We start from the raw sequence: 25,644 nt of genomic DNA, 5'->3' as shown, positions 1-25,644 counted from the left end.
TTTATAAAATCGAAATATAAAAGACCAACAATCCCGATTATCAGGACAATCATGACACCCCTTCCCCTGAACCTGGATCTCGATGCCCTGCGCAGCTATGTCGTCGGCATGGAGTGCGGCAACTTTGCGCTGGCGGCGCAGCGGCTGTGCCGTTCCACCTCGGCAGTCAGCGCCCAGTTGAAAAAACTCGAGCAGCAATGCGGCACGGCGCTGGTCGCTCGCAGCGGGCGCCACCTGGTCCCGACCCCCCAGGGCGAACTGCTGCTGGGGTATGGGAAACGGCTGCTGGATCTCAATGACGAGGCCATGCGCGCCCTGAAGGGGGAGTTGCTGCAAGGAGAGATCAGGCTGGGAGTACAGGAGGACTTTGGCGAGTCTTTGCTGCCGGCTGTGCTGGGGCCCTTCTGTCGCCTGCATCCCGGGCTGCGCATGACGACCCGCATCGATCGCAATGGGCCGCTGACAAAAGGGATCAGGGAGGGCAGCCTCGACATGGCCCTGACCTGGCAGCCACAAGATGAGGGGATGGATGCCCGGCTCATCGACCTGGTGCCACTGCAATGGATAGCACACCCGGACTGGGAGCTCACCCCTCTGCTGGCACGGGGGGAGCCTCTGCCCCTGGTGGTCTTCGATGCCCCCTGCCTGATGCGATCACGGGCCACCCGGGCCCTCGACGAGGCCGGGATCCCCTGGCGCATCGCCTTCACCAGCCAGAGTCTGGCGGGGATCTGGGCGGCCTTGCAGGCAGGGCTTGGGCTCACTGTGCGCTCCACCCTAGGCATGCCGGCCAGTCTCGTGACCCTCGGCAGCGTGCTGCCGTCACCGGGCACCCTGGGGATCGCCCTGCTGAGGGCGGGCAATGAACCCAATGAGGCCGAGCACCAGTTGCAGAGCCTGCTCACCGATGCCGTGCATCAGGCCAGTGCCAGCAAGGGCTGAGGGCCCTCGCTGACATAGCCGCAGACCAGCCCGCACAATAGGGCACATAAAAAAACGGCAACCCCGAGGTTGCCGTTTTACTTTCCATTGCGATGGCGATCCTCGCGGATCAGCCAGCCCGCTTGGCCAGCCACTGTTCGGCGGCGACCAGCGCAGCGTCTATCTGCTCGCGGGCGACGCCGCCCTTGGCGACCCGCTTGGCCAGGGTGGCTTCCAGCTCCAGGTTCGGATAGACATCCTCCCCCACCACAGGGCTGAAACGCTGGAACTCAGGCAAAGAGAGCTCCTCCAGCGGCTTCTTCACCTGGATCGCGTAGACCACAGTCTCGCCGACTATGTGGTGCGCCTCGCGGAAGGGGATCCCCCTGGCCACCAGGTAGTCCGCCAGCTCGGTGGCATTGGCGTAACCGCCCTGGGCCGCCGCCTTGGTGCGCTCGCCGTTCACTTTCAGATCGATCAGCACCAGGGCCGCCATGTCGAGGCAGTCGTGCCAGGTGTCGAGGGCATCGAACAGCCCTTCCTTGTCTTCCTGCATGTCCTTGTTGTAGGCCAGCGGCAGCGCCTTCAGGCTCATCAGCATGCCCATCTGGGCGCCGACTACCCGGCCAGTCTTGCCACGGATCAGCTCAAGGGCGTCCGGGTTCTTCTTCTGGGGCATCAAGGAAGAGCCGGAGGTGACCGCATCGGAGAGCTCCACGAAGCCCGCCTCGCCGGTGTTGTAGAAGATAAGATCTTCCGCAAAACGAGAAAGGTGGGTCATGGAGAGGGACGCCACGTGCATCAGCTCCACCACGTGATCCCGATCCGAGACCGAATCCAGACTGTTGCGGGTGGCGCCACTGAAGCCCATGTCGAGCGCCAGCGCTTCCCGATCGATGGCATACGCCGTACCCGCCAGGGCGCCACAGCCGAGCGGGCTGGTGTCGAGGCGCTTGAGGGCATCCTGCAGACGGGAGTGATCCCGCTCCAGCATCTCCACATAGGCCAGCGCCCAGTGGGCGAAGGTGACCGGTTGGGCACGCTGCAGGTGGGTGTAACCCGGCAGCACGGCGGCCTGGTTGGCACGGGCGGAAGCGACCAGCCCCTGTTGCAGCGCCGTGATGGAGCCGAGCAGCAGCTCGCCCTGGGCCTTGCACCAGAGCTTCAGGTCGGTGGCGACCTGATCGTTGCGCGAGCGGCCGGTGTGCAGCTTCTTGCCCAGGGTGCCGACGGCATCGATGAGCTTGCCCTCGACCCAGGAGTGGATGTCTTCGGCATCCGAGCTCAGGATCTGCTGGGGATCCTGCTGCACCGAGGCCAGCAGCACTTCCATCGCCTGCTGCAGTTTGCCCTGCTCATCGCTGGTCAATACGCCCACCTTCACCAGCGCCTTGGCCCAGGCCATGGAGCCCTGGATATCCTGCTCCGCCAGGCGGTAATCGAACCGCAGCGAATCGTTGAACTGCTTGAACCTGCTATCGGCTCCCTGACTGAAGCGTCCACCCCAAAGTGCCATACTGCTCTCCTTGAATGCGTTGTCGGCAGGCGCCTGCGCCTGCCCTACTCGCGCGGCCCCTTGGCCTGCGCGCTGAAATCTTGCACTGTATTTTTCTGCATAACAGTGCGGTGGTGATCGATGCTGTTACAGTTACCGCCCCCTCATCCCCAACCCTTCTCCCGCAAGGGGAGAAGGGAGCAAGACGGTGATCTACGGGTAAATCGTGGTTAATCTGCCAACCAAAAATGAGCTGCCACCACACCTAACCTCGATCGGTGCCCTCTCCCTCTGGGAGAGGGCTAGGGTGAGGGCAATCCCTCATCCCCGCCCCTTCTCCCCTCGTTTCTCAAGTAAGCGGGAGAAGGGAGAAAATGCTTCAGCACCATATTCACACTGCCCCTGTTATCTCACAGAAGCGGCCAGGGTGCTGCCGCTCTTGTCACAGCTCATCGGTTATCCTTCCCCCTCTTACAGACGAGGGAACCAGGTCGCCGCTTAGCCGCTTATAAGTGAGGGGGCCAAGCCCCCTCACCGGTATCAGCGGATTTAATCCTGCGGCTTAGCCGTGGGTATGGTCACCGCCGATGGCCTGATGCTGCTCCTTCATGGCGCGGATCCGGCTGGCCAGTGTGTAGAGACGGATGAAGCCTTCTGCGTGGCTCTGGTCGTACACTTCGTCGGCGCCGAAGGTGGCGAAGTCTTCGGAGTAGAGGCTGTTGGGTGACTTCTTCTGCACTGCCGTGACCTGGCCCTTGTACATCTTCAGCACCACTTCACCGTCGAGATCCTCGGCGATGGCGTTGGCGGAGGCGACAATCGCCTTACACAGCGGGGTGAACCAGCGACCGTCATAGACCAGATGGGAGAACTCGGCACCCAGCTTCTCGCGCCAGGCGCGGGTCGGTCTGTCCAGTACCAGCTCTTCCACGGCGCGCAGTGCCGCCACCATGACGGTGCCACCCGGGGTCTCGTAGCAGCCACGGGACTTCATGCCCACCATGCGGTTCTCGGTGATGTCGATGCGGCCCACGCCGTGCTTGCCGGCACGCTCGTTCAGGGTCATCAGGATCTGGTGCGGAGTCAGCGGCTGGTCATCAACGGCCACCACTTCGCCCTGAGCCACGGTCAGCTTGACGTATTCCGGCTCGTTCGGTGCCTGCTCGGCGGAGACAGTCCACTGCCAGACCGCTTCGGACGGCTCGTTCCAGGTGCTCTCCAGCTCGCCACCCTCGGTGGAGATGTGCCAGGCGTTGGCGTCGCGGCTGTAGATCTTCTTCAGGGTTGCCTTGCAGGGGATGTCGCGGGCTTCCAGATAGGCCAGCAGATCTTCCCGAGAACGCATGTCCCACAGACGCCAGGGGGCGATCACTTTCAGCTGGGGCGCCAGGGCGGCGACCGCACCTTCGAAACGCACCTGATCGTTGCCCTTGCCGGTACAACCGTGGGAGATGGCGTCTGCGCCTTCCGCCAGGGCCGCTTCCACCATCGCCTTGGCGATGATGGGACGGGCCATGGAGGTGCCCAGCAGGTAGGTGCCTTCGTAGACGGCGCCTGTCTTCAGGGTCGGATAGACGTACTCTTTGACGAACTCTTCCCGCAGGTCCTTGACGATGCACTTGGTGGCGCCGGAGGCGATGGCTTTTTGCTCGATCCCTTCCAGATCGTCACGCTCCTGACCGACGTCGGCGACGAAGGCGATGATCTCCGCATCGTAGTTCTCCTTCAGCCAGGGAATGATGGCCGAGGTATCCAGTCCGCCCGAGTAAGCCAGTACGATCTTGTTGATTCCGCTCATTTACTTCTCTCCGTGATGATTCGATAAGGTTGTGATTCAGGGTCGGTTGCCGCGTTACTTGTGCCCGAACAGGGTCAGCAGCACGGCATTCTGGATATGCATACGGTTTTCTGCCTCATCCATGATGAGGGAGGCTGGTCCGTCCATGACCTCCGAGGTGATCTCAAGCTCCCGGTGCGCCGGCTGGCAATGCAACACATGCTGGATGCCGGTGCGATCGAGCAGGGCCTGGTTGATCTGATAAGGCATGAAGATATCTTTTACCTGCTCCATTGGTGTGTTGTCACCCATGGAGACCCAGGTGTCGGTATAAACCACGTCAAAGCCTTCGATGGCGCCCACGTCATCGCTGATGTGGATCTGCGCGCCAGATTGCACCGCCAGCGCCTGGGCCTGCAGGAAGATCTGGGTGTCCGGGCCATGGCCCTTGGGGCAAACCAGGGTCACATCGGTGCCGAGCGTCGCCCCCAGCAGCAGCAGGGAGTGGCTGACGTTGTTGCCATCGCCGAGGTAGGCCAGCTTCACCTTGGAGAGATCGCTGTAGTGCTCGGCGATGGTCATGAAGTCCGCCAGCCCCTGGCAGGGGTGGTAGAGGTTGCACAGGCTGTTCACCACCGGCACGGAGCCATGCTCCGCCAGCTCGACCAGGGTCTGGTGATCGAACACCCGGGCGACTATGGCGTCACACCAGCGGGACAGGTTGGCGGCGAAATCCTTCACCGATTCCCGCTTGCCAAGCGCGCCGTTCTGCTGATCCAGATAGACGCTGTGACCCCCGAGCCGGGCGATGCCGATGTCGAAGGTGACCCGGGTGCGCAGGGAAGGCTTCTCGAACAGGGTGACCACGCTCTTGCCCGCCAGCGCCTGGCCGTACTTCTTCGGGTCGGCCTTGACCGATTTGCCCAGAGCTATCAGCGCCTCGATCTGGGCCTTGCTCAAGTCGCTGTCTTTCAGAAGATGTTGCATCGGATGTTCCTTTTTCCGGCCAGGGTTAGAGGGTGACTTGGGTGCCGACGGCACCGCCCGCCAGCAGCTTGAGCAGCTGATCCGGGTAGCGCCAGCTGGCGACACAGACAGGTTTGCCCAGGGTCTCTGCGGCGTGCAGGGCTGCCTTCACCTTGACCGCCATGCCGTCCGTAATAACGCCCTTCTCCATCAGGTCCAGCGCGCTCTGCTTGTCCAGTTGCGGCACCAGCTTGCCCTTGCCATCCAGGATGCCGCTCACGTCGGAGAGCATCACCAGATCGGCACCGAGCGCCTCGGCAATGGCGGTGGCCGCCTGATCCGCGTTGACGTTCATCAGCTGACCGTCAGCGGTGATGCCGATGGAGCTCACCACCGGCAGGAAGCCCTGCCCCAGGATGCCGGCCACCAGCGCCGGGTTGCCCGGCTGGCAGTCACCGACCGCGCCGAGATCCGGGTCGAGCTGGGTCACCTGGCAGAGGCCGCCGTCGGCGAGGCAGAGCCCCACCGCCGGGATGCCGGTGGCGATGGCCTTGGCCATCATCATCTTGTTCGCCGTGCCCGCCAGGGCCCCGGCGATGAAGGGGATCTGCTCGAACGGGGTGACCCGCAGGCCGTTCTTCTTGGTGGAGGTCATCCCCAGCCCCTTGAGCAGGTCATCCACCAGGCAGCCACCACCGTGTACCAGCACCAGGGGACGGTGCTGATCGTCCAGGAAGGTTTTCAGGGTAGCGAACAGGGCGGTCAGGGCCTCGTCGTTCTCGATCAGGGCACCACCCAACTTGATTACCAGCGTCTGCTTGTCCATCTTCTCGATCCTTCCTTAAAGCGTTAAATCAGGCCGGTGGCCGGTTCAAAACCAAACTTGATATTTATGCACTGCATCGCCTGGGAGGCGGCGCCCTTGAGCAGGTTGTCGATGGCGGACACCACCACCAGCATGTTGCCCTGCTGCTGCCAGGCGAGGTCGCAGTAAGGGGTATTGGCCACGCCACGGATGGAGGGCATCTGGCCGGTGAGGCGCACCAGGGGCTTGCCTTCATAGGCCTTGAGATAGGCTTGAACCACCTGGGTCTGCGTCACGCCATCCGCCAGTTGCACATAGATGGTGGCCAGTATGCCCCGCACATAGTTGCCAAGGTGGGGCTGGAACAGCACCCCCTTGCCGAGGTGGTGGCTGATCTCCGGCTGGTGTCTGTGATTGAAGGTGCCATAGGGGCTCAGGCTCACCTCGCAGAAGCTGGTGTTGATGGCGGCCTTGCGACCGGCCCCGGAGACACCGGACACCGCGTTGATGATGGGCTGCCATCCCTCGGCAATCAGACCGGCCTGCTGCAGCGGCTTGAGGGCGCAGAGGGACGCGGTCGGGTAGCAGCCGGGCACCGCAATCAGCTGGGCGGCGGCAATGGCATCGGCATTCCACTCCGCCAGACCGTAGACGGCCTGGTCCAGCCACTGCTCACTCTCGTGGGTGAAGCCGTAGAAGGAGGCGTAGAACCCCTGATCCTTGACCCGGAAGGCGCCGGAGAGATCGAACACCGGCAGCCCCTTGGCCAGGAACTTGGGGGCAAGCTCGGCGCTCACCTCATGGGCGGTGGCCAGCAGCACCAGATCGGCCTGGGTCAGGATCCGGGTCATGCCGTCCTCGTCCAGCGGCAGCAGCGGCTGATCCAGCTCACCGACCCACTGGGGATGCAGGGAAGAGAAACGCTTGTGGGCGTCCTGGCTGCCGGCGGAGACATAGAGGCCGAACAGCTTGAGCTCTGGATGGTTCTGGACCAGTGCGGCCAGTTCGGCCCCCGCGTAGCCACTGGCACCGACGATAACGGTATTGAGCATGTTTGAGTATTCCAAGTCTGGGTTCGAAATTCACAGCGTGGTGCTGCGGTGCAAGGGGTCGGCTAGCGCCCCTTAGATGCAACGAGTGCGGAGGGGCAATTCAGGCGGATATGCGTCGTCGGTTACAGATCAGGTGACAGAACATTAACTTTCCCTTACAACTAGAAGCCTTGTTGATGAGCGCTCGAACAGAATATTCATGCACTCACTTTGCATTTGTATTTTCTAACAGAAACACTCCGGGGACGCAAGGAGCAGCTGATGGCCAATCTGGATTTTTTTTCACTTTATAAGAATATTATTGCGATTCCCTCTATCAGCAGCACGGATCCCCGCTGGGATCAGAGCAATGAGGCGGTGATCCGGCTGCTGGCCGACTGGTTCGGCCAGTTGGGTTTCCAGTGCGAGGTGACGGCGCTGCCCGACCTGCCTGGCAAGTTCAACCTGGTGGCGACCTATGGCCAGGGGGAAGGGGGCCTGCTGCTGGCGGGCCATACCGATACTGTGCCCTTCGACGAGGGGGGCTGGAGCAAGGATCCCTTCAAGGTGACCGAGGAGGGCAACCGCCTGTACGGGCTCGGCACCATCGACATGAAGGGCTTCTTCGCCTTCATCGTGGAGGCGCTGAAAGATATTGATCTGACCACCCTCAGCAAGCCGCTGCGCATCCTGGCCACCGCCGATGAGGAGACCACAATGGCGGGCGCCCGTGCCATCGCCGCGGCCGCCGAGATCAAACCCGACTATGCGGTGATAGGTGAGCCCACCGGCCTGGTGCCCGTGGTGGCTCACAAGGGCCACATGTCGGAGGCCATCCGCATCACGGGCAAGAGCGGCCACAGCTCAGATCCCGCCAACGGGGTCAACGCCATGGAGATCATGCACAAAGCCATGGGCCAGGTGCTCAAGCTGCAGCGGGATCTCAAGGAGCGCTACGCCGACCACAGGTTCGCGGTGCCACAGCCCACGCTGAACCTCGGCTACATCCAGGGGGGCGACAGCCCTAACCGCATCTGCGGCTGCTGCGAGCTGCACATCGACATGCGCCCCACCCCCCAGGTGGGGCCGGATGAGCTGATGGGCATGCTGAAAGAGGCGCTCTCCCCCATCGAGATCCACCAGCCGGGTTGCCTGCACCTGCAGCACCTGCACGAACCCATCCCGGCCTATGCCTGCGAGGAGGGCTCAGATCTGGTACGTGAAGCCGAGAAGGCGAGCGGCCGCGCCGCCGAGTCAGTGAACTATTGCACCGAGGCCCCCTTTATCCAGCAGTTGGGATGCCAGACAATAGTGATGGGCCCGGGCCATATCACCCAGGCCCATCAGCCGGACGAGTATCTGGATCTGTCGTTCGTCAAACCGACCACAGCGGTGCTGCAGCACCTGATCCGGCGTTTCTGCATCTAGCTCGACGGGAATGTAAGTAAGTTACATGACAAGCCGCCCAGGGACAGGTGAGGGAAATACATGTTCTGAATCGGCTTGTTATTTGACCTTGCGCAGACAATCTGGGTAGATTGTCCCCCTAAGATGACGGAGCATATGTTGTAATCGCACAACAATAAGTGAGGCTGCCTCTCCCCCCGGAAGGTCAAGGGGCACCAACAAAAATAAGGATGTGGAATGAACGAAAAGTACGCCGCACTACGGGCCAACGTAGGCATGTTGGGCCAACTGCTGGGTAAATCCATCAAGGATCATCAGGGTCAAGCCTTCCTCGACAAGATTGAGACCATTCGTCAACTGGCCAAGTCCTCCCGCAAGGGCAACGAGACAGACCGGGAACGCCTGCTCGAGACCCTGCGTACCCTCTCCGATGACGAGCTGCTGCCGGTGGCCCGCGCCTTCAGCCAGTTCCTCAATCTGGCCAACGTGGCGGAGCAGTTCCACACCATCTCCCGCCGCTGCGAAGAGCAGGAGTGCACGCCGGACCCGCTTGAGCAGATGTTCGCCAAGCTCAAGGCGTCCAACCTCTCCCAGGAGGCCATCATCCAGGCGGTGCGCGAGCTGGACATCGATCTGGTGCTGACCGCCCACCCCACAGAGGTGACCCGTCGTACCCTGATCCACAAGCACGTCCAGCTCAACGACTGCCTGGAAGCGCTGGAGCTGTCCGACCTGCTGCCCCGCGAGCGGGACAAGATCCTCAATCGCATCGAACAGCTGGTCAATCAGGCCTGGCACACCAACGAGATCCGCGAACAGCGCCCGACCCCGGTGGACGAGGCCAAGTGGGGCTTCGCCGTGGTGGAGAACAGCCTGTGGCCGGCCATTCCCGAATTCATGCGCAATCTGGACGAGCGTCTGCAACACCACCTGGGTGTGCGGCTGCCGCTGGATGCCGCGCCGGTCAAGTTCACCTCCTGGATGGGCGGTGACCGCGATGGCAACCCCTTCGTCACCGCCAAGGTGACCGCCGAGGTGCTGGAGCTGGGCCGCTGGATGGCAGTCAACCTGTTCTACAAGGACATCAAGGAGCTCACCTCTGAGCTCTCCATGGCCGACTGTACCGAGGCCCTGCGCGCCCGGGTCGGTGACAACCCCGAGCCCTACCGCGCCCTGGTGCGCGAGCTGCGCGAAGCGCTGCGCGAGACCCAGGAGTTCCTCACCGCCAAGGTGCAGGGTCAGGCGAGCGAGAGCCGCGATCTCATCAAGACCACGGCCCAGCTGCGCGAGCCCCTGGAGCTCTGTTATCACTCCCTGCACGCCTGCGGCATGGGCAACATAGCCGACGGCATGCTGCTGGATGTGCTGCGCAAGCTGGCCTGCTTCGGCATCCACCTGGTCAAGCTGGACATCCGCCAGGATGGCGAGCGTCACGGTCAGGTCTTCTCCGAGCTGACCCGCTACCTCGGCATGGGGGACTACGCCGAGTGGAGCGAGGATGACAAGCAGGCCTTCCTGCTCAACGAACTGAACTCCCGCCGCCCGCTGATCCCCACCGACTGGGCACCGAGCGACGAGACCCGCGAGACCATAGACACCTGCCGGGTGATCGCCGGTCACGACCCCGATGCGTTCGGCATCTACATCATCTCCATGGCCGGCGCCCCCTCTGACGTGCTGGCGGTGCAGCTGTTGCTGAAAGAAGCCGGCTGCAAGTTCCGCATGCCGGTCGCACCGCTGTTCGAGACCCAGGAAGATCTGATGGCGGGCACCGCCGTGATGGATCGCCTGCTGTCGGTGGACTGGTATCGCGGTTACATCCAGGGTCGCCAGTACGTGATGATCGGCTACTCGGATTCCGCCAAGGATGCGGGCATGATGGCCGCCGGCTGGGCCCAGTACGCCGCCATGGAATCCCTGGTGGGGCTGGCTGAGGCCAACAACATCCGCCTCACCCTGTTCCATGGCCGTGGCGGTACCGTCGGTCGTGGCGGCGCCCCCGCCCATCAGGCGATCCTGTCCCAACCGCCGGGATCCCTGCGCGGTGGTCTGCGGGTCACCGAACAGGGGGAGATGATCCGCTTCAAGTTCGGTCTGCCCAAGGTCGCCATCCACAGCCTGAACCTCTACACCAGCGCCGTGCTGGAGGGGAACCTGCTGCCGCCGCCCAAGCCCAAGGAGTGCTGGCGCGCCGTGATGGAGCAGCTGGCCACCGTCTCCTGCGATCACTACCGCAGCATAGTGCGCGGCCACCCGGACTTCGTGCCCTATTTCCGCGCCGCCACCCCTGAGATGGAGCTCGGCAAGCTGCCCCTCGGTTCCCGTCCCGCCAAGCGCAAGCCCAACGGCGGCGTCGAGAGCCTGCGCGCCATCCCCTGGATCTTCGCCTGGACCCAGAACCGGCTGATGCTGCCGGCCTGGCTCGGTGCCCACAAGGGCCTGCAGCAGGCCATAGATGACGGCCAGAAGAGCGTGCTGGACGAGATGAGCCGCCAGTGGCCCTTCTTCCGCACCCGCCTCGAGATGCTGGAGATGGTGTTCCTCAAGGCCGACCTCTGGCTGGCGGAGTACTACGACACCCGCCTGGTGCCGCAAGAGCTGTGGGCCCTCGGCAAGCAGCTGCGTCAGGAGCTTGCCGACTCCATCCAGGTGGTGCTGGAGCTGCGCCCGCAGGGTGACCTGCTGGACGACCAGCCTTGGATCAAGGAGTCCATCAAGCTGCGCAACCCCTACACAGACCCGCTCAACGTGCTGCAGGTCGAGCTGCTTGGTCGCTCGCGCAAGAACCCGGAGACCCTGCACCCCGAGCTGGATCAGGCGCTGATGGTCACCATAGCCGGCATAGCCGCAGGCATGCGCAACACGGGTTGATGGCCGGGCTATCCAGCTTCACTTCCTGACATAAAAGGGCGCCTATATGGCGCCCTTTCTATTTTGGCTATTCAGCCCCTAGGCAATACGGTTGCGTCCCTGGCGCTTGGCCTCGTAGAGGCGCTGATCCACGCACAGCAGCCAGTCATCCATGCAGCGGTAGCCCATCTGATAGGGGGTGAGGCCCACGCTGATGGTGACGGCTATTGGCTGGTGCTGATGCAAGAAGGGGTGCTGCTCTATCTGCTGGCGGGTGCGATCCATGATGCCGCGGGCCTCCTCCTGGGTGGTGCCGCGCAGCAGCATGATGAACTCCTCCCCGCCGAACCTCGCCACCAGATCCTGGCTGCGCACCGCCTGCATCAGCAGACGGGCCAGCTCCTCGAGCACCGCATCCCCGGCAAGGTGACCATGCTCATCGTTGATCTGCTTGAAGAAATCGATGTCGATCAGGGCCAGGCAACAGGCTTCCCCCTCGGCCGGATGGCGCTGGATGTGCTCGAGCAGCACATTGGCCTGACTGAAGAAGCTGCTGCGGTTGGGCAGTTTGGTGAGAAAGTCGTGTTCGGCGTTGAAGCGCAGCACCCGCTCCATGTGGCTGCGTTCGTCCTCCAGATTGCGGGCGTGGATCAGGGTGCCCAGGGCAGTGGTGAGCGGCTCCAGCAAGCTCACCAGGGTTTCGTCGAAGCCGCCCGGGCGGTTGGCCAGGGCTATCATGCCGATGGCTTCCCCCTTGTGGCGTATGGGAATGCCGAGAAAGCTGTCCAGATGGGGGTGACCCCGGGGAGAGACGCCGCGACTCGCCGGATGACTCGGCAGATCGTTGCAGCACACCAGGGTGTTGTGAGTGACCACGTGGCCGAACAGGTTGTCGAGCTTGTTGAAGATGAGCCCCCCTCTGCTCTGGCGTTGCTGCTCGTACCAGGCGTGGGTCGCCTGATCCCAGGAGATGTTGGAGATGGAGGGGATGTAGAGGCTGGGACGCTCGTCTTCGTACTGGATGATGCCGATGAAGCCATAGGCGCTCTGGCTCACGCTCAGCAGCCGATCGAAGACGGTGTCGCAGGCGGAGCCGAGATTGCGATCGAGCAGAAAGCTCTGGTGGGCGGCCACCACTATGTCGAACAACTGGCTCTGCTGCTCGACGCGCTGCTCCGCCAGCACTTCGGGGGTGATGTCATGGGCCAGCTTGATCACCCCGAGCAGGGTCCCCGCCTCGTTGGTGATGGGCATGTAGGTGGCGTGGATCCAGACACTGCCGCCCCCGCGCATGATGCGGCGAAACGACCCAGAGCGGATCTCGCCGCTGAGCACCCCCTGCCAGAAGCTATCGTGCTCCTCCTGCTGCTCGGGGGGAAGCAGCAACAGGTGAGACTGACCTATCAGCTCCTCGGAGGCATAGCCGAGGAGGTCGCAGAACAACCCATTGACCGACACCATGCGGCCATCGAGATCGAACTCGGCTATGCCATAGGCTCGGTCCAGGGCGGTCAGCCGGGCAAGGGCGTCATAACGCCCCAGGGTGCCCATGTCGATGAAGCTGTTTACCGGGGTATTCATGTCCAGGATTCCTTTCGATCGCCAACACCTGCTCACAGCCAGTATAGGCAGGGGGAGAGACAGCCCCAGATCATAGGTGTGAGGCGGCCGTTTCGCGAATATGGGTCCCCCCAAAGATGAGCACCATCGAGGACGGCCACTTGCCATGCCCGCCGCCCGGGCGCAGACTGTCTGGCCTTGTTTAGGCCCGAGGAGACCCCATGACACCCGCCATCAACCTGCTGAAGAAGCTCAAGATCCCCCACAAGCTCTACCCCTACGAGTGCGAGGCCCACGACGATTTCGGCAAGCATGCCGCGACCCAGCTCGGCCTGCCCCAGGCTCAGGTGTTCAAGACCCTGCTGGCCCACCACGACAAGCAGGCGGTGGTCGCCATAGTCCCCTCCTCCGGCATGTGCAGCCTCAAGCAGCTCGCCAAGGCCACCGGGCTCAAGAAGGTGGAGATGATGAAACCGGCCGAGGCCGAGAAGCTGACCGGCTACAAGGTGGGGGGCATAAGCCCGCTGGCTCAGAAGAAGCTGCTGCCGACAGTGCTGGACGACTCCGCCATGGCGTTTGACGAGATATTGGTGAGCGGCGGCAAACGCGGCCTCTCGGTCGGGGTGGCGCCACAAGACATGCTTCGCCTTCTGAAGTGGATCGCCGCGCCCATCGGTGAACACTAAGGGACGAGCACCATGAGTAAGGCCACTCGTTAAGCAAGATCCAGCATGAGAGAGGCCCCGCAATCGGGGCCTCTCTCGTTTTGCCAGTGGGGTCCAAGGGAGCACAGGCTTATGGCGTCATCCGGCAGGCGGCGGTCAGCTCTGAGAGCCGCAGCCGCTGGCGCCCCTGTTCGTCGAAGTTGGCATCCGCCAGCCAGCGCTCGAAACAGCCCTTCAGGGCGGGCCACTCGCCGTCTATCACAGAGAACCAGGCGGTATCCCGGCTGTGCCCCTTGTCCACCCTGGCCTGGCGGAAGGTCCCCTCGTAACTGAAACCAAGGCGCAGCGCCGCCTGCCAGGAGGGCCGATTCAGGGCATTGCACTTCCACTCGTAGCGGCGATAGCCCAGGGCGAAGGCATTGGCCATCATCAGCGCCATGGCCGCCGTCGCCAGCCGCGACTGCTGCAGGGCTGGCGAAAAGTGCAGCCAGCCCACCTCCACGCTGCCCGCGGCGGGGTCGATGCGCAGGTAGCTGGCAAGCCCCAGCGCCCGGCCACTCCCCTCATCGACAATGGCATAGAACTGGGGATCGACCCTGGCGGCGACTCCTCGCAGCCAGCCCAGCATGGCCGCCTCATCCTCGAAGGGGCCGCTGGTGAGATAGGTCCACATGGCCCCACTGTCGGCACTGAAGGCCTGCCACAGGCTGCCGCCGTGGCGCTCGGGATCGAGCGGTTCCAGGCGACAGCCCCAGCCCCTCAGCACCCGGTGAGGGGGGAACTCGGCGCCACGCCAGTCGGGCAGAGACTCGCCCAGGGGCTGGCCATGGCCGTTGAAGACGGGTTCAGCAGGCACAGGCGATACCCCCTTCCAGCAGCACACCGGCCTCGCTGCCGGTGGCGACGGCGAAGCCGTCCTGGCGCCACCAGTGCAGACCGCCGATCAGCTCCTTGACCCTGAAGCCCAGGGCCGCCAGCTTGTAGGCCCCCTGGGTCGAGCCGTTGCAGCCGATGCCATCGCAGTAGCAGACATAGACCTTGTCCCGCGACAGCCCCTGCGTGGTCGTCGGGCTCATGGTGCTATGGGGGAAGGAGATGGCACCGGGAATATGACCCTCGGCGTAGTGCGCGGGGGAGCGGGTGTCGATGACCACTATGCTGCCCCCCTCAGCCGCCTCCCCGGCCAGCAGATCGGCGGCGAGATCCGCCGGATCGGTGCGAAACTTCAACTGGGCCTCGAAGAAGGCACTGGCCTCCAGCGGGCTCGCGACCCCGGTACTCAATACATGACTCATCCTGAACCTCCTTGTGATTAGAGCGCTATCTCTGTGGTGACAACTGTGTTGACCGAGTTGGCGATAAAGCACTCCTCGTGAGCCTGATGGTGCAGCCGCTCCAGCGCGGCGAGGTCGGGCTGGCGCTCGCCGCCAAACCGCACCCTGGGGCGCAGGGTGACCCTGGTGATGGACTGGCGGCCCCGCTCATTCTTCTCCATGATGCCGACGGCCTCATCCCGGTAGCTCTCCACCAGATAACCCGCCCTGGCGACCAGCCAGAGGAAGGTCAGCATGTGACAGCTGGAGAGCGAGGCGACGAAAGCCTCCTCGGGATCCACGTGCTCGGCCACCGAAAAGGGCAAGGGCACCACATGGGGGGAGGAGGAGGCGGGCACCCTGACTCCGCCGTCAAACGCCCACTCATGGGCCCGGCTGTAGCGCTGATCGACAAAGGGCTCGCTTGCCCCTCGCTGCCAGCTGATGGTGGCGCTGTATTCCGACATGCAGACTCCTTCTGTGACCAATATGTGTTGCCAATGGGATTGCTTCACTTCCTTGTCCACCAATGTAGCGACAAAATGGCCTTGCCACCCCGACCAATTTTGCCAATATGGGCAGACCAATTTATCCGCAATGGGAAGTGCCATGACAGTCCTGCCGACCCTCTTTGCCAATCAGCAACACGGCGAGCTGCCGCTCCATGAGCAGCTGGTGCGCACCCTGCGGGAGGCCATGTCCGGATGGGGGGGCCACCTGCCCCGGCCCCGCGGAGGCCAGTCATGACTGTCCTGCCGACCCTCTTTGCCGACCAGCAACAAAACGATCTTCCCCTGCACGAACAGCTGGTGCGCACCCTGCGGGAAGCCATACTGGCGGGCCATTTGCCGCTGCACGGCAGGCTGCCGGCCAGCCGCATGCTGGCCCGGGATCTCGGCGTCTCCCGCAGCACGGTGGAGCTAGCCTATGGCCGGCTGGAGGCGGAGGGGTATCTGGTGCGCAAGGTGGGGGCCGGCAGCTTCGTCGCCCTGGCGGCGGTGCGCCCCGCGCCTCGCCCGCCCCAGTCGGCGGCGGGTCTCTCTCGCCGTGGTCAGGAGATGGCGCAAGGGGGGGCCTGCCACGAGGTGCCCGAGGTGGGCAGCTCATTTGCCTCCAGTCAGCCGGATCCCCGCCTCTTTCCCCAGGCGCTCTGGGGTCGCCTGATGCAGCAGCAGTGGCGCCAGGGTGCCAGCGACTGGATGAATTACGGGGATCCCCAGGGGTTGGGGGAGCTTCGCGCCGCCATCAGCAGCTACCTGGTGCAGTCGCGGGGCGTGGTGTGCGAGCCGGAGCAGATCCTGATCCTCACCAGCTCCCAGCAGGGCATATTGCTGGCGACCCAGCTGCTCATCGATGCCGGTGACACAGTCTGGGTGGAAGATCCGGGTTATCCCGGCGCCCGTACCGCCCTGGAGAGCGCCGGCGCCCGCATCCATCCGGTGCCGGTGGACGAGGAGGGGCTCAACCCTGCCGGTGAACACCCCAGCCCAAGGCTCATCTACTGCACCCCGGCCCACCAGTACCCCCTGGGCGTGCCCATGAGCCTGCCGCGCCGCATGGCACTGCTGGCCGAGGCCGAGCGACGCGGGGCCTGGATCCTGGAGGACGACTACGACGGGGAGTACCAGTACGATCAGCGGCCGCTCCCCGCCCTGCAGGGGTTGGATAGCCAGGGGCGCGTCCTCTATGTGGGGACCTTCAGCAAGGTGCTGTTTGGTTCCTTGCGTCTCGCCTACCTGGTCTTGCCGCGCCCCCTGATGGAGGCCTTCAGCCGGGCCCGCGCCGCCGTCGACGGCCACAGCAACCAGTTGCAGCAGGCGGTCACCGCGGACTTCATCCGCGCCGGGCACTTCGCCACCCACCTGCGCCAGAGCCGCCTCGTCTACCAGAGCCGGCGGGATCTGCTGCTGGCCGAGCTGACCGAGCACTGCCCCCAGCTCACCCCCATCCACAGCGGCGCCGGGTTGCAGTGCGCCGTGCTGCTTCCCGCCGGGGGCGAGGCCCGCTGGACCGAGGCGGCCAACGCCCGGGGGTTGGGGCTGCGCCCCCTGCACCAGTATCACCTCGCCCCTCCCACCCGGGAGGGCTGGCTGCTCGGCTTCGGCTGCCTCGACAACCAGACCCTGCGCCAGCTGTGTCGCCAGCTGGGCGCGCTGATGGAAACCGTCTGAGACCAGGCCCAGAGGTCAGAGGAGCCGGGGGCCATTAGCGCTGTGTCGCCGGTGGGGCACCGAACTATAATGGGCACAATCCCGTTGTAGAACCCGGCCAAGATGTATCGACTCCTGCTCCTGCTCCTCACGCTCTCCCTCTCATCCTGCCCGATGGCGGCCACCCGATTTACCCTGCTCAGCCCGGAAAACGAACAGGATGCCCGCATGGACTACTACCGGGAGGCGATGCGGCTGGCGCTGGAGAAGACCCGCCAGCTATATGGCGACTACGAGCTGCGTGACTCCCTCAAGATGAACAAGGCGCGGATGCGGCTCGAGGTGCAAAAACCGGGCAAGAGTGCCCTCTTCATCGTCGACAGCTGGCCCCAGAAGACGCCTCACCCCGAGGTCAGTCTGATCCCCTTCCCCATCGATCTCGGCATTCTCGGTTACCGGGTCTGCTTCGTCGGTGCCGACCGTGCGGATGCCCTGGCCGGGGTCCGTACCCTGGCCCAGCTTCAGGCGTTCAGTCAGGGGAGTGGCAAGGGGTGGCAGGATGCCGACATACTGCGCCACAACGGCTTCCAGGTGCAGGAGGTCGACAACTACGAGTCGCTGTTTCGCATGGTTGCCCGTGGCAGGGTCGATCTCTTCTGTCGCGGCGCCAACGAGATACTGACGGAGTGGGAGACCCACCACCCCAGGCTGCCGACCCTCACCGTCGATCCCCATGTGGCCCTCTTCTACCCGCTGATCCACGCCTTCTACAGCCATGCCACCTACCACAAGGAGCGCGAGCGCATCCAGCTCGGCCTGCGGCTGGCCTGGCAGGACGGCTCCCTCAAGCGGCTCTGGCGCCAGCACTTCCAACCCTCCCTGGCGTTCACCCAACTGGCCTCGCGCCAGCTGTTCAGGCTGAGCAACCCCCAGCTGCCCGGCGAGGGGAGCGACTACAGCTCCTATCTCTATGATCCGGCCCGGGATGCCTTCGGCATGCCTCCCCACGACAAGGCGGACAGGGTCGGCAAGTAGCGCCTAGCCCCGCGCCCCCTGCTCGCGACACAGGGCGAGCCAGGCCTCGGCGGTGCGGGATAGGTAGCGCCGACTCGGCCAGATCACTCCGAGACGCCAGCTCAGCTCCGGCAGCAAGGGCCTCAGCACCAGACCGTCCGGGGTCAGCCGCCGGCAGATGGGCTCGGGCAGGAAGGCGACCCCCATGCCGCTGCGCACCATGGCGGTGAGAAAATCCCACTGGCTGCTGCGCGCCGCCACCTGGGGCACGAAGCCCGCCTGCTGGCAGGCCTGCTCCAGCCGCTCGCTCAGGGTGAAGGCCTGGGTGTAGAGCAGGAAGGGCTCCTCCTGCAGCTCCGCCAGCCGGATCTCGCTGCCCCCGCGCCAGCGCGGCAGGTCCGGCAGTACCACCTGAATGGGATAGCAGTCCAGCTCCAGGGCGCTCAGTACCCCCTCTTCCTTGGTCGGCAGCATGGTGATGGCGAGATCCAGCTCCCCCTCCAGCACCGCCTGCTCGATGCGGCGCCCGCCGTACTCCACTATGGAGAGCTCCACCTTGGGGTAGCGGCTGCGGTAGGCGCGGATGAGATCCGCATAGACGTGACCCACCATGGGCGGTATGCCCAGCGCCAGGCGCCCGTGCTGCAGGCTCTGCAGATCCGCGAGCTCAGCCTCCAGCTGCTGCATCTGGGCCAGGATCAGCTGGCCGCGGGCAAACAGCACCTGGCCGCTGTCGGTCAGGGTGAAGCTGTGCCCCTCCCGATTGAGCAGCGGCTGGCCCAACTCCTCCTCCATGCTGCGGATCATCTTGCTGATGGTGGGCTGGGTGACGAACAGCTTCTCGGAGGCGCGGGTGAAGCTCTTCTCCCGCACCAGTTCGACAAAGTAACGCAGGGCTCGGATATCCATGGGACGCTCGTCTGGGGTGATCGCCAAATAATGCCAATTTGGCATATTTTTCATAATTTAAATTCATTTTTTGCAGGTTTAGCCCCCACTTATACTGTGACCAGGTTCACAGAAAGATGCCCATCATGAAAGCCTTCTGCCTTCGCTGGTTGCAAACCCCCTTCCAAATCGCCCTGCTGGCCGCCATCTGGTTGCTGGCGGACACAGCGGTACGCACCTTCCACCTGCCCCTGCCCGCCAACCTCACCGGCATGCTGTTGTTGCTGGTCTGCATCCTGCTCGGGGTGGTCAAGGCCCAGTGGTTCAGCGCCGGGGCACGCTGGCTGCTGGCGGAGATGCTGCTGTTCTTCGTGCCCGCCGTGGTGGCCGTGGTCAACTATCAGGATCTGCTGCTGCAGGAGGGGTGGCGCATCATGCTGGTGCTGGTGACAAGCACTGTGCTGGTGCTCGGCACCACGGCACTGGTGGTGGACAGGGTCTATCGCCTGGAGCTGAAGCTGGCCCGCCGGAGTCGCCGCCATGTCTGACACCCTGCTCGGCCTGCTCTGCTTCGCCCTCACCCTGCTGTTCTACTACGCCAGCAAGTGGCTCTATGGCAAGAAGCGCATACTGCCCCTGATGCCGCTGCTGCTGGCCCCCGCCCTGCTGGTGGCCGTGGTGATGCTGTTCCACATCCCCTATCAGGACTACATGGCCGAATCCCACTGGCTGCTCTGGCTGCTGGGCCCGGCCACCGTCGCCTTCGCGGTGCCCGTCTACGAGAACCGCGCGCTGATGCGCCGCCACTGGCTCTCCCTGTCGGTGGGGGTATTTGCCTCAGTGCTCATGGCGGTGGGCAGCACTGTGCTGCTGGCTCGCTGGCTGAACCTCTCAGAGCTGCTGCAGCGCAGCATGGCCATGAGATCCATCACCACACCCTTCGCGGTGGAGGCGACCCGCTCTGTGGGCGGCAACGCCGATCTCACCGCCCTGTTCGTGGTGCTGACCGGGGTGATCGGCATGGCGGTCGGGGAGAGCGTGCTGACGGTGCTCGCGATCCGCAGCCGCCTCGGCAAGGGGGCGGGTTTTGGCGCCTCGGCCCACGGGGCCGGCACGGCCCGGGCCTATCAGATGGGCAACGAGGAGGGGGTGGTCTCCAGCATGGTGATGATGATAGCCGGCATGGCCACAGTGCTGCTCGCCCCCTTGCTGGGCAAGCTGTTCTGGTAAGGCATTGTGACCACCAACGAGAAGAGGCGCCCAAGGGCGCCTCTTCTTTGTGTCATCCACCAGGCTCTTAGAGGCTGGCGCAGATCTGCCAGAGATCGTACTGGATGGCGGCTGCGGTCACCTCGCGCCCCGCCCCCGGCCCCTGAATGACCAGGGGATTGGTGCGATAGCTGTCGCTCTCGATGGCGAACACATTGTCACAGGGCAGCAAGTTGGCGAACGGATGGTGAGGCTCCAGGGTCTCCAGCCCGACCCGCGCCTTGCCGTCGTGCTCGAAGCGGGCGACGTAGCGCAGCACCTTGCCGACCCGGCGGGCCCCCTCGAAGGCAGTCTGGATGGGATCATCCAGATCTTTCAGCCTGTCCATGAACTGATCCGTGCTCACCTTGCGCAGGGAGACGGGCACCAGGTTCTCCAGCTCGATGTCGGCGGAGTCGAGCTCGAAGCCCGCCTCCCGCGCCAGAATGAGCAGCTTCCTGCGCACGTCCTGGCCGGAGAGATCCTCGCGAGGATCCGGCTCGGTCAGGCCGTGCTGCCAGGCCTCGTCCACCAGCTCGGAGAAGGGGCGCGTGCCGTCATACTGCTGGAACAGCCAGGATAGGGTGCCGGAGAAGATGCCGGAGACTCCCTGGATGCGATCCCCGCTCTGGCGCAGCATCTGGATGCTGGACTGGATGGGCAGCCCGGCCCCCACGGTGGCGTTGTAGCGCCACTGCACCTGGTGATCGCGACAAGTCTGCTTGATGCGCTGGTAGAACTCGCTGTCGGCGGCACCGGCAAACTTGTTGGCCGCTATGATGTGGATGCCGAGCTGGGCGAAGTCCGGGTAGTAGCGGCTCACCGTCTCGCTGGCGGTCATGTCCAGCGCAATCAGCGCATCGAAGCCGTGCTGCTCCAGCTGACCCAGCAGCTCCGGCCAGATCAGCGGCCTGGGATTGAAGTTGTCGCGCACCTTGAGGGGATCCAGCCCCTCCTCATCCAGCAGGCCCCCTTCCGAGCTGAACACCCCGTAGAGGGTGAGCGCCATATTGAGCTCATGCTCGAGCCGCGCCTTCTCGCGGGCGTAGAGCGCCAGCCAGTGACCGCCTATGTTGCCCTTGCCGAACACCACCAGACCGACCCGGGTCGGGCGGCTGAACAGGGCGCTGTGCAGGGCGATGAGCAGGGGCTCCAGCACCACCTGGCGCATCACGGCCACCAGACTCAGGCCGTCTCTGGCCACCTGGACGAACTCCAGGGGCTGATCCGCCAACAGCTGATAGAAGCGGTGACACTGCTCGGCGTTGTCGGTCACGCCAGCCCCCACCAGGGCCACCAGACTGAATCCCTCTTTCTGGATGAGACCGGTGAAGCTGCCCTGCAGCTGGAAGTCGCGCAGTATCTCGAAGGCCCCTTCTGCCACTTCCAGGGTGTAGGCCAGGCGCAGCACCCGCCGATCCGGCTGACGTTGCAGGGTGAGCGGGTTGAGGCGATGACGGGCCAGATGGGCCTCGATGGCGGCCACCGTCTGCTCATAACCTGTCTGGGGCAGCACCTTGAGTTCGATGAGGGCTATCTGATCCACAGAGGAGACGATGCGCGCCCCGCCGGAGCGCGGTGCCCGGCGCAGTATGTGGGTGCAGCCCTCGTCAGGGTTGTAGCTGCAGCGCAGGGTGAGGCGCTGGCGGCTGTCGGCCACGGGTTGCAGGGTACGGGAATGGAGCACGGAGGAGCCGAGGCGGGCCAGCTCGTTGGCCTCCGCCAGACTCAGGCGCTCCAGCAGGCGCGCCTCCTTCACCCGGCGCGGATCCGCGCTGTAGACACCGGCCACGTCGCTCCAGATGGTGGTGGACTCCCCGTCCGCCAGGGCGGCCAAGAGGCTGGCGCTGTAGTCGGAGCCGTTGCGACCGAGCAGCAGGGATCTTCCTTCCATGTCGGCGGCGATGAAGCCGGTCACCACTATGCGGCCGGGGTGCTCCGCCAGACGCGCCTTGAGCAGCTCGCCGGAGATGGCGGCATCCACCTTGACCAGGGCGCCATCCTCGGCGCGCAGGAAGCTGCGGGCGTCGAGCCAGATGGCCTTGTCGCCACGGCTGGTGAGCAGGGCGGCCAGCAGGCGCGCCGACCACACCTCGCCGAAGGCCAGCAAGCCGTTGCGCTCGAAGCGATCAAACTGCCCTTCCAGGGTCTTGGCGATCTGCTGCATGTCGTCGGTCAGCTGCTGGCTCAAGTCGAGCAGCAACTCCCCCTCCAGCAGGCCGTCGATCAGGCTCTGCTGGTAGGCGTGCAGGGCAGTGATGGCTTCGCCCGCGGCCTCGTCACCCGCCTCGGCCAGCTCCACCAGCTGGATCAGCCGGTTGGTGGTCTTGCCGGCGGCGGAGACCACCACCAGCTCTCTGCCCCCGCCCTGCTGCTCGGCCTGCTGTTCGAGAATGCTGGCGACCCGGCGATAGCAGACAGGATCCGCCAGACTGCTGCCGCCAAACTTGTGCACATGACGCCGCTTCAAGGCTCTCTCTGCCGCCACCGCACTCTCTCCTTGTTGTTGCTGTTCCATTACTTCACCTGTTCTGCCTGTTGTGCCAACTGCGCCTGTTCAAAGCCTTGAGCCAGATCGGCCACCAGGTCTTCACCGTGTTCTATGCCCACAGAGAGGCGCAGCAACTGGGCGCTGATGCCCGCCGCCTGCTGCGCCGCCGGAGTCATGGCCCTGTGGGTCATGCTGGCCGGATGGGCCACCAGGCTCTCCACCCCGCCGAGAGACTCCGCCACCGAGAACAGTCGCAGCGCCGCGAGGAAGGCGCGCAGCCCCGTCTCGTTGCAATCGAGTTCAAAACTTAGCATGGCGCCGAAGCCGGACTGTTGACGGCGCGCAATCTCGTGGCCCGGGTGGCTTGGCAGGCTGGGGTGATAGATTTTTTTGACCAGCGGCTGTTGCTGCAGGAAGGCCAGGATCCTGTCCGTGTTCTCCTGATGGGCACGCAGGCGCGGCGCCAGGGTGCGCAGGCCACGCAGGGTGAGGTAGGAGTCGAAGGCGCCGGAGGTGAGCCCCAGACAGTTGGCCCACCACACCAGGGAGTCGGCCAGCTCGGCCTCCCTGGCGATCGCTACCCCGCCCACCACGTCGGAGTGGCCGTTGATGTACTTGGTGGTGGAGTGCACCACCACATCGGCACCGAGCGAGAGCGGCTGTTGCAACAGGGGAGAGAGGAAGGTGTTGTCCACCACCACCTTGGCACCCACCTCATGGGAGGCGGCGGCGATGGCGGCCACGTCCACCACCCTCAGCAGGGGGTTGGAGGGGGTCTCTACCCACACCAGGGCCGGTTGCTGCGCCAAGGCCTCGGCGAGCGCAGCCTCATCCCCCTGATCGACGAACTGCACCCTGTAGTGGCCCTTGGCCGCCAGATACTCGAACAGGCGCCAGGTGCCGCCGTAGCAGTCGTGGGGGGCGATCAGCAGATCCCCCGCCTTGAGCAGGGCCGTGGTCACCAGATGGACGGCGCCCATGCCGGTGCCGGTCACCACGGCGCCGGCGCCCCCTTCCAGTGCCGCCAGCGCGTCCGCCAGATTGGTGCGGGTCGGGTTGCCTGAGCGGGCATAATCGTATTGACGGGGCTCGCCAAAGTCGGCAAAGGTGTAGTTGCTGGAGAGGTAGATGGGGGGCACCACGGCACCGTGCTGTGTGTCTGTCTCAATCCCGGTGCGTACCGCCAGGGTGGCCTTATGACTCATGATGCTCTCCTTGGCGCTGTGACTGTGCAGTTGCTCTGTCTCTATGTCCGATACAACGTACCGCCAGGGTGGCCTTGTGGGTCATTTCCGCTCTCCTTGAAGTGTCTCTGGACGATGGCCGCTGTGCCTCTGCCACGGCTATCCTGCCATTGCTGGCCTATGGTGAACCACCTTACGCCACCTCAAAAAAGCCGTCAACACTTCTAGACGTCTAAATGGCTTTGCTGTTGGATTGCCATTGAATTCCTTAAGGGTTAAAATCCGCGCTCACGGCCAAACGAGAACAGGTGGAACATGGGTACAGAGTGGAACGGCGACTACGTCAGCCCCTATGCGGAGCACGGCAAGAAGAGCGAACAGGTCAAGAAGATTACCGTCTCGATCCCGCTCAAGGTGCTGAAGGTGTTGACCGATGAGCGCACCCGTCGCCAGGTGAACAACCTGCGTCATGCGACCAACAGCGAGCTGCTCTGTGAGGCCTTCCTGCACGCATTCACCGGTCAACCGCTGCCCTGTGACGACGATCTGCGCAAGGATCATCCGGACAGCGTCCCCGCCGAGGCGCGCGCCATCATGGAGGCGCTGGGCAAAGAGATCGAAGATTTCGACGCCGAGTAATACGGCGGCCCATGGCACATAATCCCCCCTCTTCGATGACGCGGACCGGTGCCGCGTCATCCCTATCCGCCCCCTGCCCGTTCAGCCTGCGCCACTACCAGAGCGACATCAGCAGCCACAGTCACGACTTCGCCCAGCTGGTGATCCCCCTGGACGGCCCCCTCGAGATCGAGGTGCAGGGCCAGGGGCGCCGCCTCGCCCCTGGCTTTGCCTGCGTCATAGCCCCGGGTGAACGTCACGACTACGCCGCCGATCCGGCGCTCTCCTTCCTGGTGCAGGAGAGCCACTGGCTGCCCGAGGCGCTCGGCGAGCGCCCCTTCATCCCCCTGGACGAGCCCCAGCGCCACTACCTCGCCTTCCTGCATCAGATGGTGCGCCAGGGTCGCCATGTGGCCGGCATGGAGCAGATCTGGCTGAACCTCCTGGCCCAGGGTCAGGGCATGGGCCCCGCCCTGGCTCCGCGCATGACAAGAGTGCAGCGCCACATCGAGGCCCACCTCGCCGAGCCCCTCGGCAACGAGCGGCTCGCCGCTGTTGCCTGCCTCGGCCAGAGCCAGTTCAAGCACGCCTTTCGCCAGCAGTTCGGCATGAGCGCCTCCCACTACATCCGCGGTCGGCGCATGGCGCTGGCACGCACCCTGCTGTCCCACAGTGCCCTGCCCATCGGCGAGGTGGCCAACCGCTGCGGCTATCAGGATCAGGGAGCCTTCGCCGAGCGCTTCCTGGCCGAGACGGGGCTGACCCCGTCACGCTGGCGCCAGCAAAACGGCTCGCAACCATAACAGTCCGGCCCCTTGCCGAAGACAGGGGCTGCCGTTTCGAGGCATGCTGGCACCAATGCGAGGTGTGTGAAAGGAGGAGCCAAGATGCAGACCATAAGCTGGCAAGAGTTCGAGATGGTGGAGCTGAGAGTGGGCACCCTGGTGCGGGTCGAGCCCTTCCCCGAGGCGCGCAAGCCTGCCTACAAGGTGTGGGCGGATTTCGGCCCCGAGCTCGGGGTGCGCAAGAGCAGCGCCCAGATAACGGATCTCTATCAGCCGGAAGACCTGGTGGGGCGCCAAATAGTCGCCGTGGTGAACTTCCCGGCCAAGCAGATAGGCCCCATACAGTCGGAGTTTCTGCTGACCGGCTTCTACCGGGCCGATGGCGCCGTGGTGATGGCCATCCCGGAGCAGGCGGTGGAGAACGGCGCTAAGCTGGGCTGATGCCCTGGCTCCATGAAATGAGAAGAGGCGACCCC

24 protein-coding genes are annotated in these 25,644 nt (G+C 64.4%); 12 read left to right on the top strand and 12 right to left on the bottom strand.

Annotated features, from left to right (window positions below; genetic code table 11):
* Window positions 1-51: 51 nt before the first annotated feature.
* Complete coding sequence (locus AB5Y91_RS19145; RefSeq protein ID WP_368170547.1) at window positions 52-942, top strand: LysR substrate-binding domain-containing protein; 891 nt, start codon at window positions 52-54, stop codon at window positions 940-942.
* Between the two features lie 109 nt (window positions 943-1,051).
* On the opposite strand, the gene argH is transcribed toward AB5Y91_RS19145, so the two are convergent.
* From argH to argC, 5 genes are all read right to left on the bottom strand, one after another.
* Complete coding sequence (argH, locus tag AB5Y91_RS19140) at window positions 1,052-2,437, bottom strand: argininosuccinate lyase (protein ID WP_368170546.1); 1,386 nt, start codon at window positions 2,435-2,437, stop codon at window positions 1,052-1,054.
* 541 nt (window positions 2,438-2,978) lie between these two features.
* Window positions 2,979-4,214, bottom strand: a complete 1,236-nt coding sequence (locus tag AB5Y91_RS19135; protein ID WP_005324853.1) for an argininosuccinate synthase — start codon at window positions 4,212-4,214, stop codon at window positions 2,979-2,981.
* Between the two features lie 54 nt (window positions 4,215-4,268).
* Window positions 4,269-5,180 (bottom strand): ornithine carbamoyltransferase, encoded by a 912-nt coding sequence (locus tag AB5Y91_RS19130; protein ID WP_368170545.1) that lies wholly within the window; start codon window positions 5,178-5,180, stop codon window positions 4,269-4,271.
* A 25-nt stretch (window positions 5,181-5,205) separates the two neighbouring features.
* Window positions 5,206-5,985: an acetylglutamate kinase gene (gene argB, locus AB5Y91_RS19125; protein WP_171276872.1), complete on the bottom strand. Its 780-nt coding sequence runs from the start codon at window positions 5,983-5,985 to the stop codon at window positions 5,206-5,208.
* A gap of 23 nt (window positions 5,986-6,008) precedes the next feature.
* The gene (gene argC / locus AB5Y91_RS19120; RefSeq protein ID WP_368170544.1) at window positions 6,009-7,016 is read right to left on the bottom strand and encodes an N-acetyl-gamma-glutamyl-phosphate reductase; all 1,008 of its coding nucleotides are present in this window, start codon (window positions 7,014-7,016) and stop codon (window positions 6,009-6,011) included.
* Between the two features lie 261 nt (window positions 7,017-7,277).
* Between argC and argE the strand changes: the two genes are divergently transcribed.
* Together argE and ppc are read left to right on the top strand one after the other, a co-directional pair.
* On the top strand, window positions 7,278-8,423 hold the full coding sequence (gene argE / locus AB5Y91_RS19115) for an acetylornithine deacetylase (RefSeq protein ID WP_368170543.1): 1,146 nt from the start codon (window positions 7,278-7,280) through the stop codon (window positions 8,421-8,423).
* A gap of 216 nt (window positions 8,424-8,639) precedes the next feature.
* Window positions 8,640-11,273: a phosphoenolpyruvate carboxylase gene (ppc, locus tag AB5Y91_RS19110; protein ID WP_111910512.1), complete on the top strand. Its 2,634-nt coding sequence runs from the start codon at window positions 8,640-8,642 to the stop codon at window positions 11,271-11,273.
* A 78-nt stretch (window positions 11,274-11,351) separates the two neighbouring features.
* Here the strand turns inward: ppc and AB5Y91_RS19105 are convergent, their stop codons facing one another.
* Window positions 11,352-12,833 carry a diguanylate cyclase gene (locus AB5Y91_RS19105; protein WP_368170542.1) on the bottom strand — a complete coding sequence of 494 codons (1,482 nt, stop codon included), beginning with the start codon at window positions 12,831-12,833 and terminating at the stop codon, window positions 11,352-11,354.
* Window positions 12,834-13,033: 200 nt separating this feature from the next.
* Here AB5Y91_RS19105 and ybaK point away from each other — a divergent pair, with 200 nt between their 5' ends.
* Window positions 13,034-13,498 carry a Cys-tRNA(Pro) deacylase gene (ybaK, locus tag AB5Y91_RS19100; protein ID WP_163147155.1) on the top strand — a complete coding sequence of 155 codons (465 nt, stop codon included), beginning with the start codon at window positions 13,034-13,036 and terminating at the stop codon, window positions 13,496-13,498.
* Window positions 13,499-13,607: 109 nt separating this feature from the next.
* On the opposite strand, the gene AB5Y91_RS19095 is transcribed toward ybaK, so the two are convergent.
* The 3 genes from AB5Y91_RS19095 to AB5Y91_RS19085 are packed head-to-tail and all read right to left on the bottom strand — an operon-like array spanning window position 13,608 to window position 15,257.
* Window positions 13,608-14,333 (bottom strand): GNAT family N-acetyltransferase, encoded by a 726-nt coding sequence (locus AB5Y91_RS19095; protein WP_368170541.1) that lies wholly within the window; start codon window positions 14,331-14,333, stop codon window positions 13,608-13,610.
* The gene (locus AB5Y91_RS19090) at window positions 14,323-14,772 is read right to left on the bottom strand and encodes a rhodanese-like domain-containing protein (RefSeq protein WP_289976470.1); all 450 of its coding nucleotides are present in this window, start codon (window positions 14,770-14,772) and stop codon (window positions 14,323-14,325) included. The genes AB5Y91_RS19095 and AB5Y91_RS19090 overlap by 11 nt, the downstream gene beginning before the upstream one ends.
* A gap of 17 nt (window positions 14,773-14,789) precedes the next feature.
* Window positions 14,790-15,257 carry an OsmC family protein gene (locus tag AB5Y91_RS19085; protein WP_338890370.1) on the bottom strand — a complete coding sequence of 156 codons (468 nt, stop codon included), beginning with the start codon at window positions 15,255-15,257 and terminating at the stop codon, window positions 14,790-14,792.
* Between the two features lie 142 nt (window positions 15,258-15,399).
* Between AB5Y91_RS19085 and AB5Y91_RS19080 the strand changes: the two genes are divergently transcribed.
* From AB5Y91_RS19080 to AB5Y91_RS19070, 3 genes are all read left to right on the top strand, one after another.
* Window positions 15,400-15,537 (top strand): hypothetical protein, encoded by a 138-nt coding sequence (locus tag AB5Y91_RS19080; RefSeq protein WP_368170540.1) that lies wholly within the window; start codon window positions 15,400-15,402, stop codon window positions 15,535-15,537.
* The gene (locus tag AB5Y91_RS19075; protein WP_368170539.1) at window positions 15,534-16,961 is read left to right on the top strand and encodes a PLP-dependent aminotransferase family protein; all 1,428 of its coding nucleotides are present in this window, start codon (window positions 15,534-15,536) and stop codon (window positions 16,959-16,961) included. The genes AB5Y91_RS19080 and AB5Y91_RS19075 overlap by 4 nt, the downstream gene beginning before the upstream one ends.
* A gap of 102 nt (window positions 16,962-17,063) precedes the next feature.
* A complete protein-coding gene (locus AB5Y91_RS19070) occupies window positions 17,064-17,975 on the top strand; it encodes a hypothetical protein (RefSeq protein ID WP_368170538.1) in 912 nt (303 codons plus the stop codon).
* Between the two features lie 3 nt (window positions 17,976-17,978).
* On the opposite strand, the gene AB5Y91_RS19065 is transcribed toward AB5Y91_RS19070, so the two are convergent.
* Window positions 17,979-18,863 carry a LysR family transcriptional regulator gene (locus AB5Y91_RS19065; RefSeq protein WP_168235840.1) on the bottom strand — a complete coding sequence of 295 codons (885 nt, stop codon included), beginning with the start codon at window positions 18,861-18,863 and terminating at the stop codon, window positions 17,979-17,981.
* 125 nt (window positions 18,864-18,988) lie between these two features.
* On the opposite strand from AB5Y91_RS19065, the gene AB5Y91_RS19060 reads away from it, so the two are divergent.
* Window positions 18,989-19,390, top strand: coding sequence for a CidA/LrgA family protein (locus AB5Y91_RS19060; protein WP_163154671.1), 402 nt, complete (start codon window positions 18,989-18,991; stop codon window positions 19,388-19,390).
* Entirely contained in the window at window positions 19,383-20,072 is a 690-nt protein-coding gene (locus AB5Y91_RS19055) for an LrgB family protein (protein WP_111910520.1), read from the top strand. Before AB5Y91_RS19060 ends, AB5Y91_RS19055 begins: the two co-directional genes overlap by 8 nt.
* Window positions 20,073-20,139: 67 nt before the next feature.
* On the opposite strand, the gene AB5Y91_RS19050 is transcribed toward AB5Y91_RS19055, so the two are convergent.
* Window positions 20,140-22,608 (bottom strand): bifunctional aspartate kinase/homoserine dehydrogenase II, encoded by a 2,469-nt coding sequence (locus AB5Y91_RS19050; RefSeq protein WP_368170537.1) that lies wholly within the window; start codon window positions 22,606-22,608, stop codon window positions 20,140-20,142.
* Window positions 22,608-23,786: a cystathionine gamma-synthase gene (gene metB / locus AB5Y91_RS19045; RefSeq protein WP_368170536.1), complete on the bottom strand. Its 1,179-nt coding sequence runs from the start codon at window positions 23,784-23,786 to the stop codon at window positions 22,608-22,610. The genes AB5Y91_RS19050 and metB overlap by 1 nt, the downstream gene beginning before the upstream one ends.
* Before the next feature lie 294 nt (window positions 23,787-24,080).
* On the opposite strand from metB, the gene metJ reads away from it, so the two are divergent.
* The 3 genes from metJ (at window position 24,081) to AB5Y91_RS19030 (ending at window position 25,609) form a co-directional block, all read left to right on the top strand.
* Window positions 24,081-24,404 (top strand): met regulon transcriptional regulator MetJ, encoded by a 324-nt coding sequence (metJ, locus tag AB5Y91_RS19040; RefSeq protein WP_005327165.1) that lies wholly within the window; start codon window positions 24,081-24,083, stop codon window positions 24,402-24,404.
* A gap of 35 nt (window positions 24,405-24,439) precedes the next feature.
* The gene (locus tag AB5Y91_RS19035) at window positions 24,440-25,186 is read left to right on the top strand and encodes a helix-turn-helix domain-containing protein (protein WP_368170607.1); all 747 of its coding nucleotides are present in this window, start codon (window positions 24,440-24,442) and stop codon (window positions 25,184-25,186) included.
* Window positions 25,187-25,270: 84 nt separating this feature from the next.
* On the top strand, window positions 25,271-25,609 hold the full coding sequence (locus AB5Y91_RS19030; RefSeq protein WP_106885764.1) for a tRNA-binding protein: 339 nt from the start codon (window positions 25,271-25,273) through the stop codon (window positions 25,607-25,609).
* The last annotated feature ends 35 nt before the right edge of the window (window positions 25,610-25,644 follow it).

This window comes from Aeromonas sp. R4-3 (assembly GCF_040908275.1).
In the GTDB taxonomy this organism is placed as follows: Bacteria; Pseudomonadota; Gammaproteobacteria; order Enterobacterales; family Aeromonadaceae; genus Aeromonas; species Aeromonas rivipollensis.
This window is presented reverse-complemented; position numbering and strand designations above follow the sequence as displayed.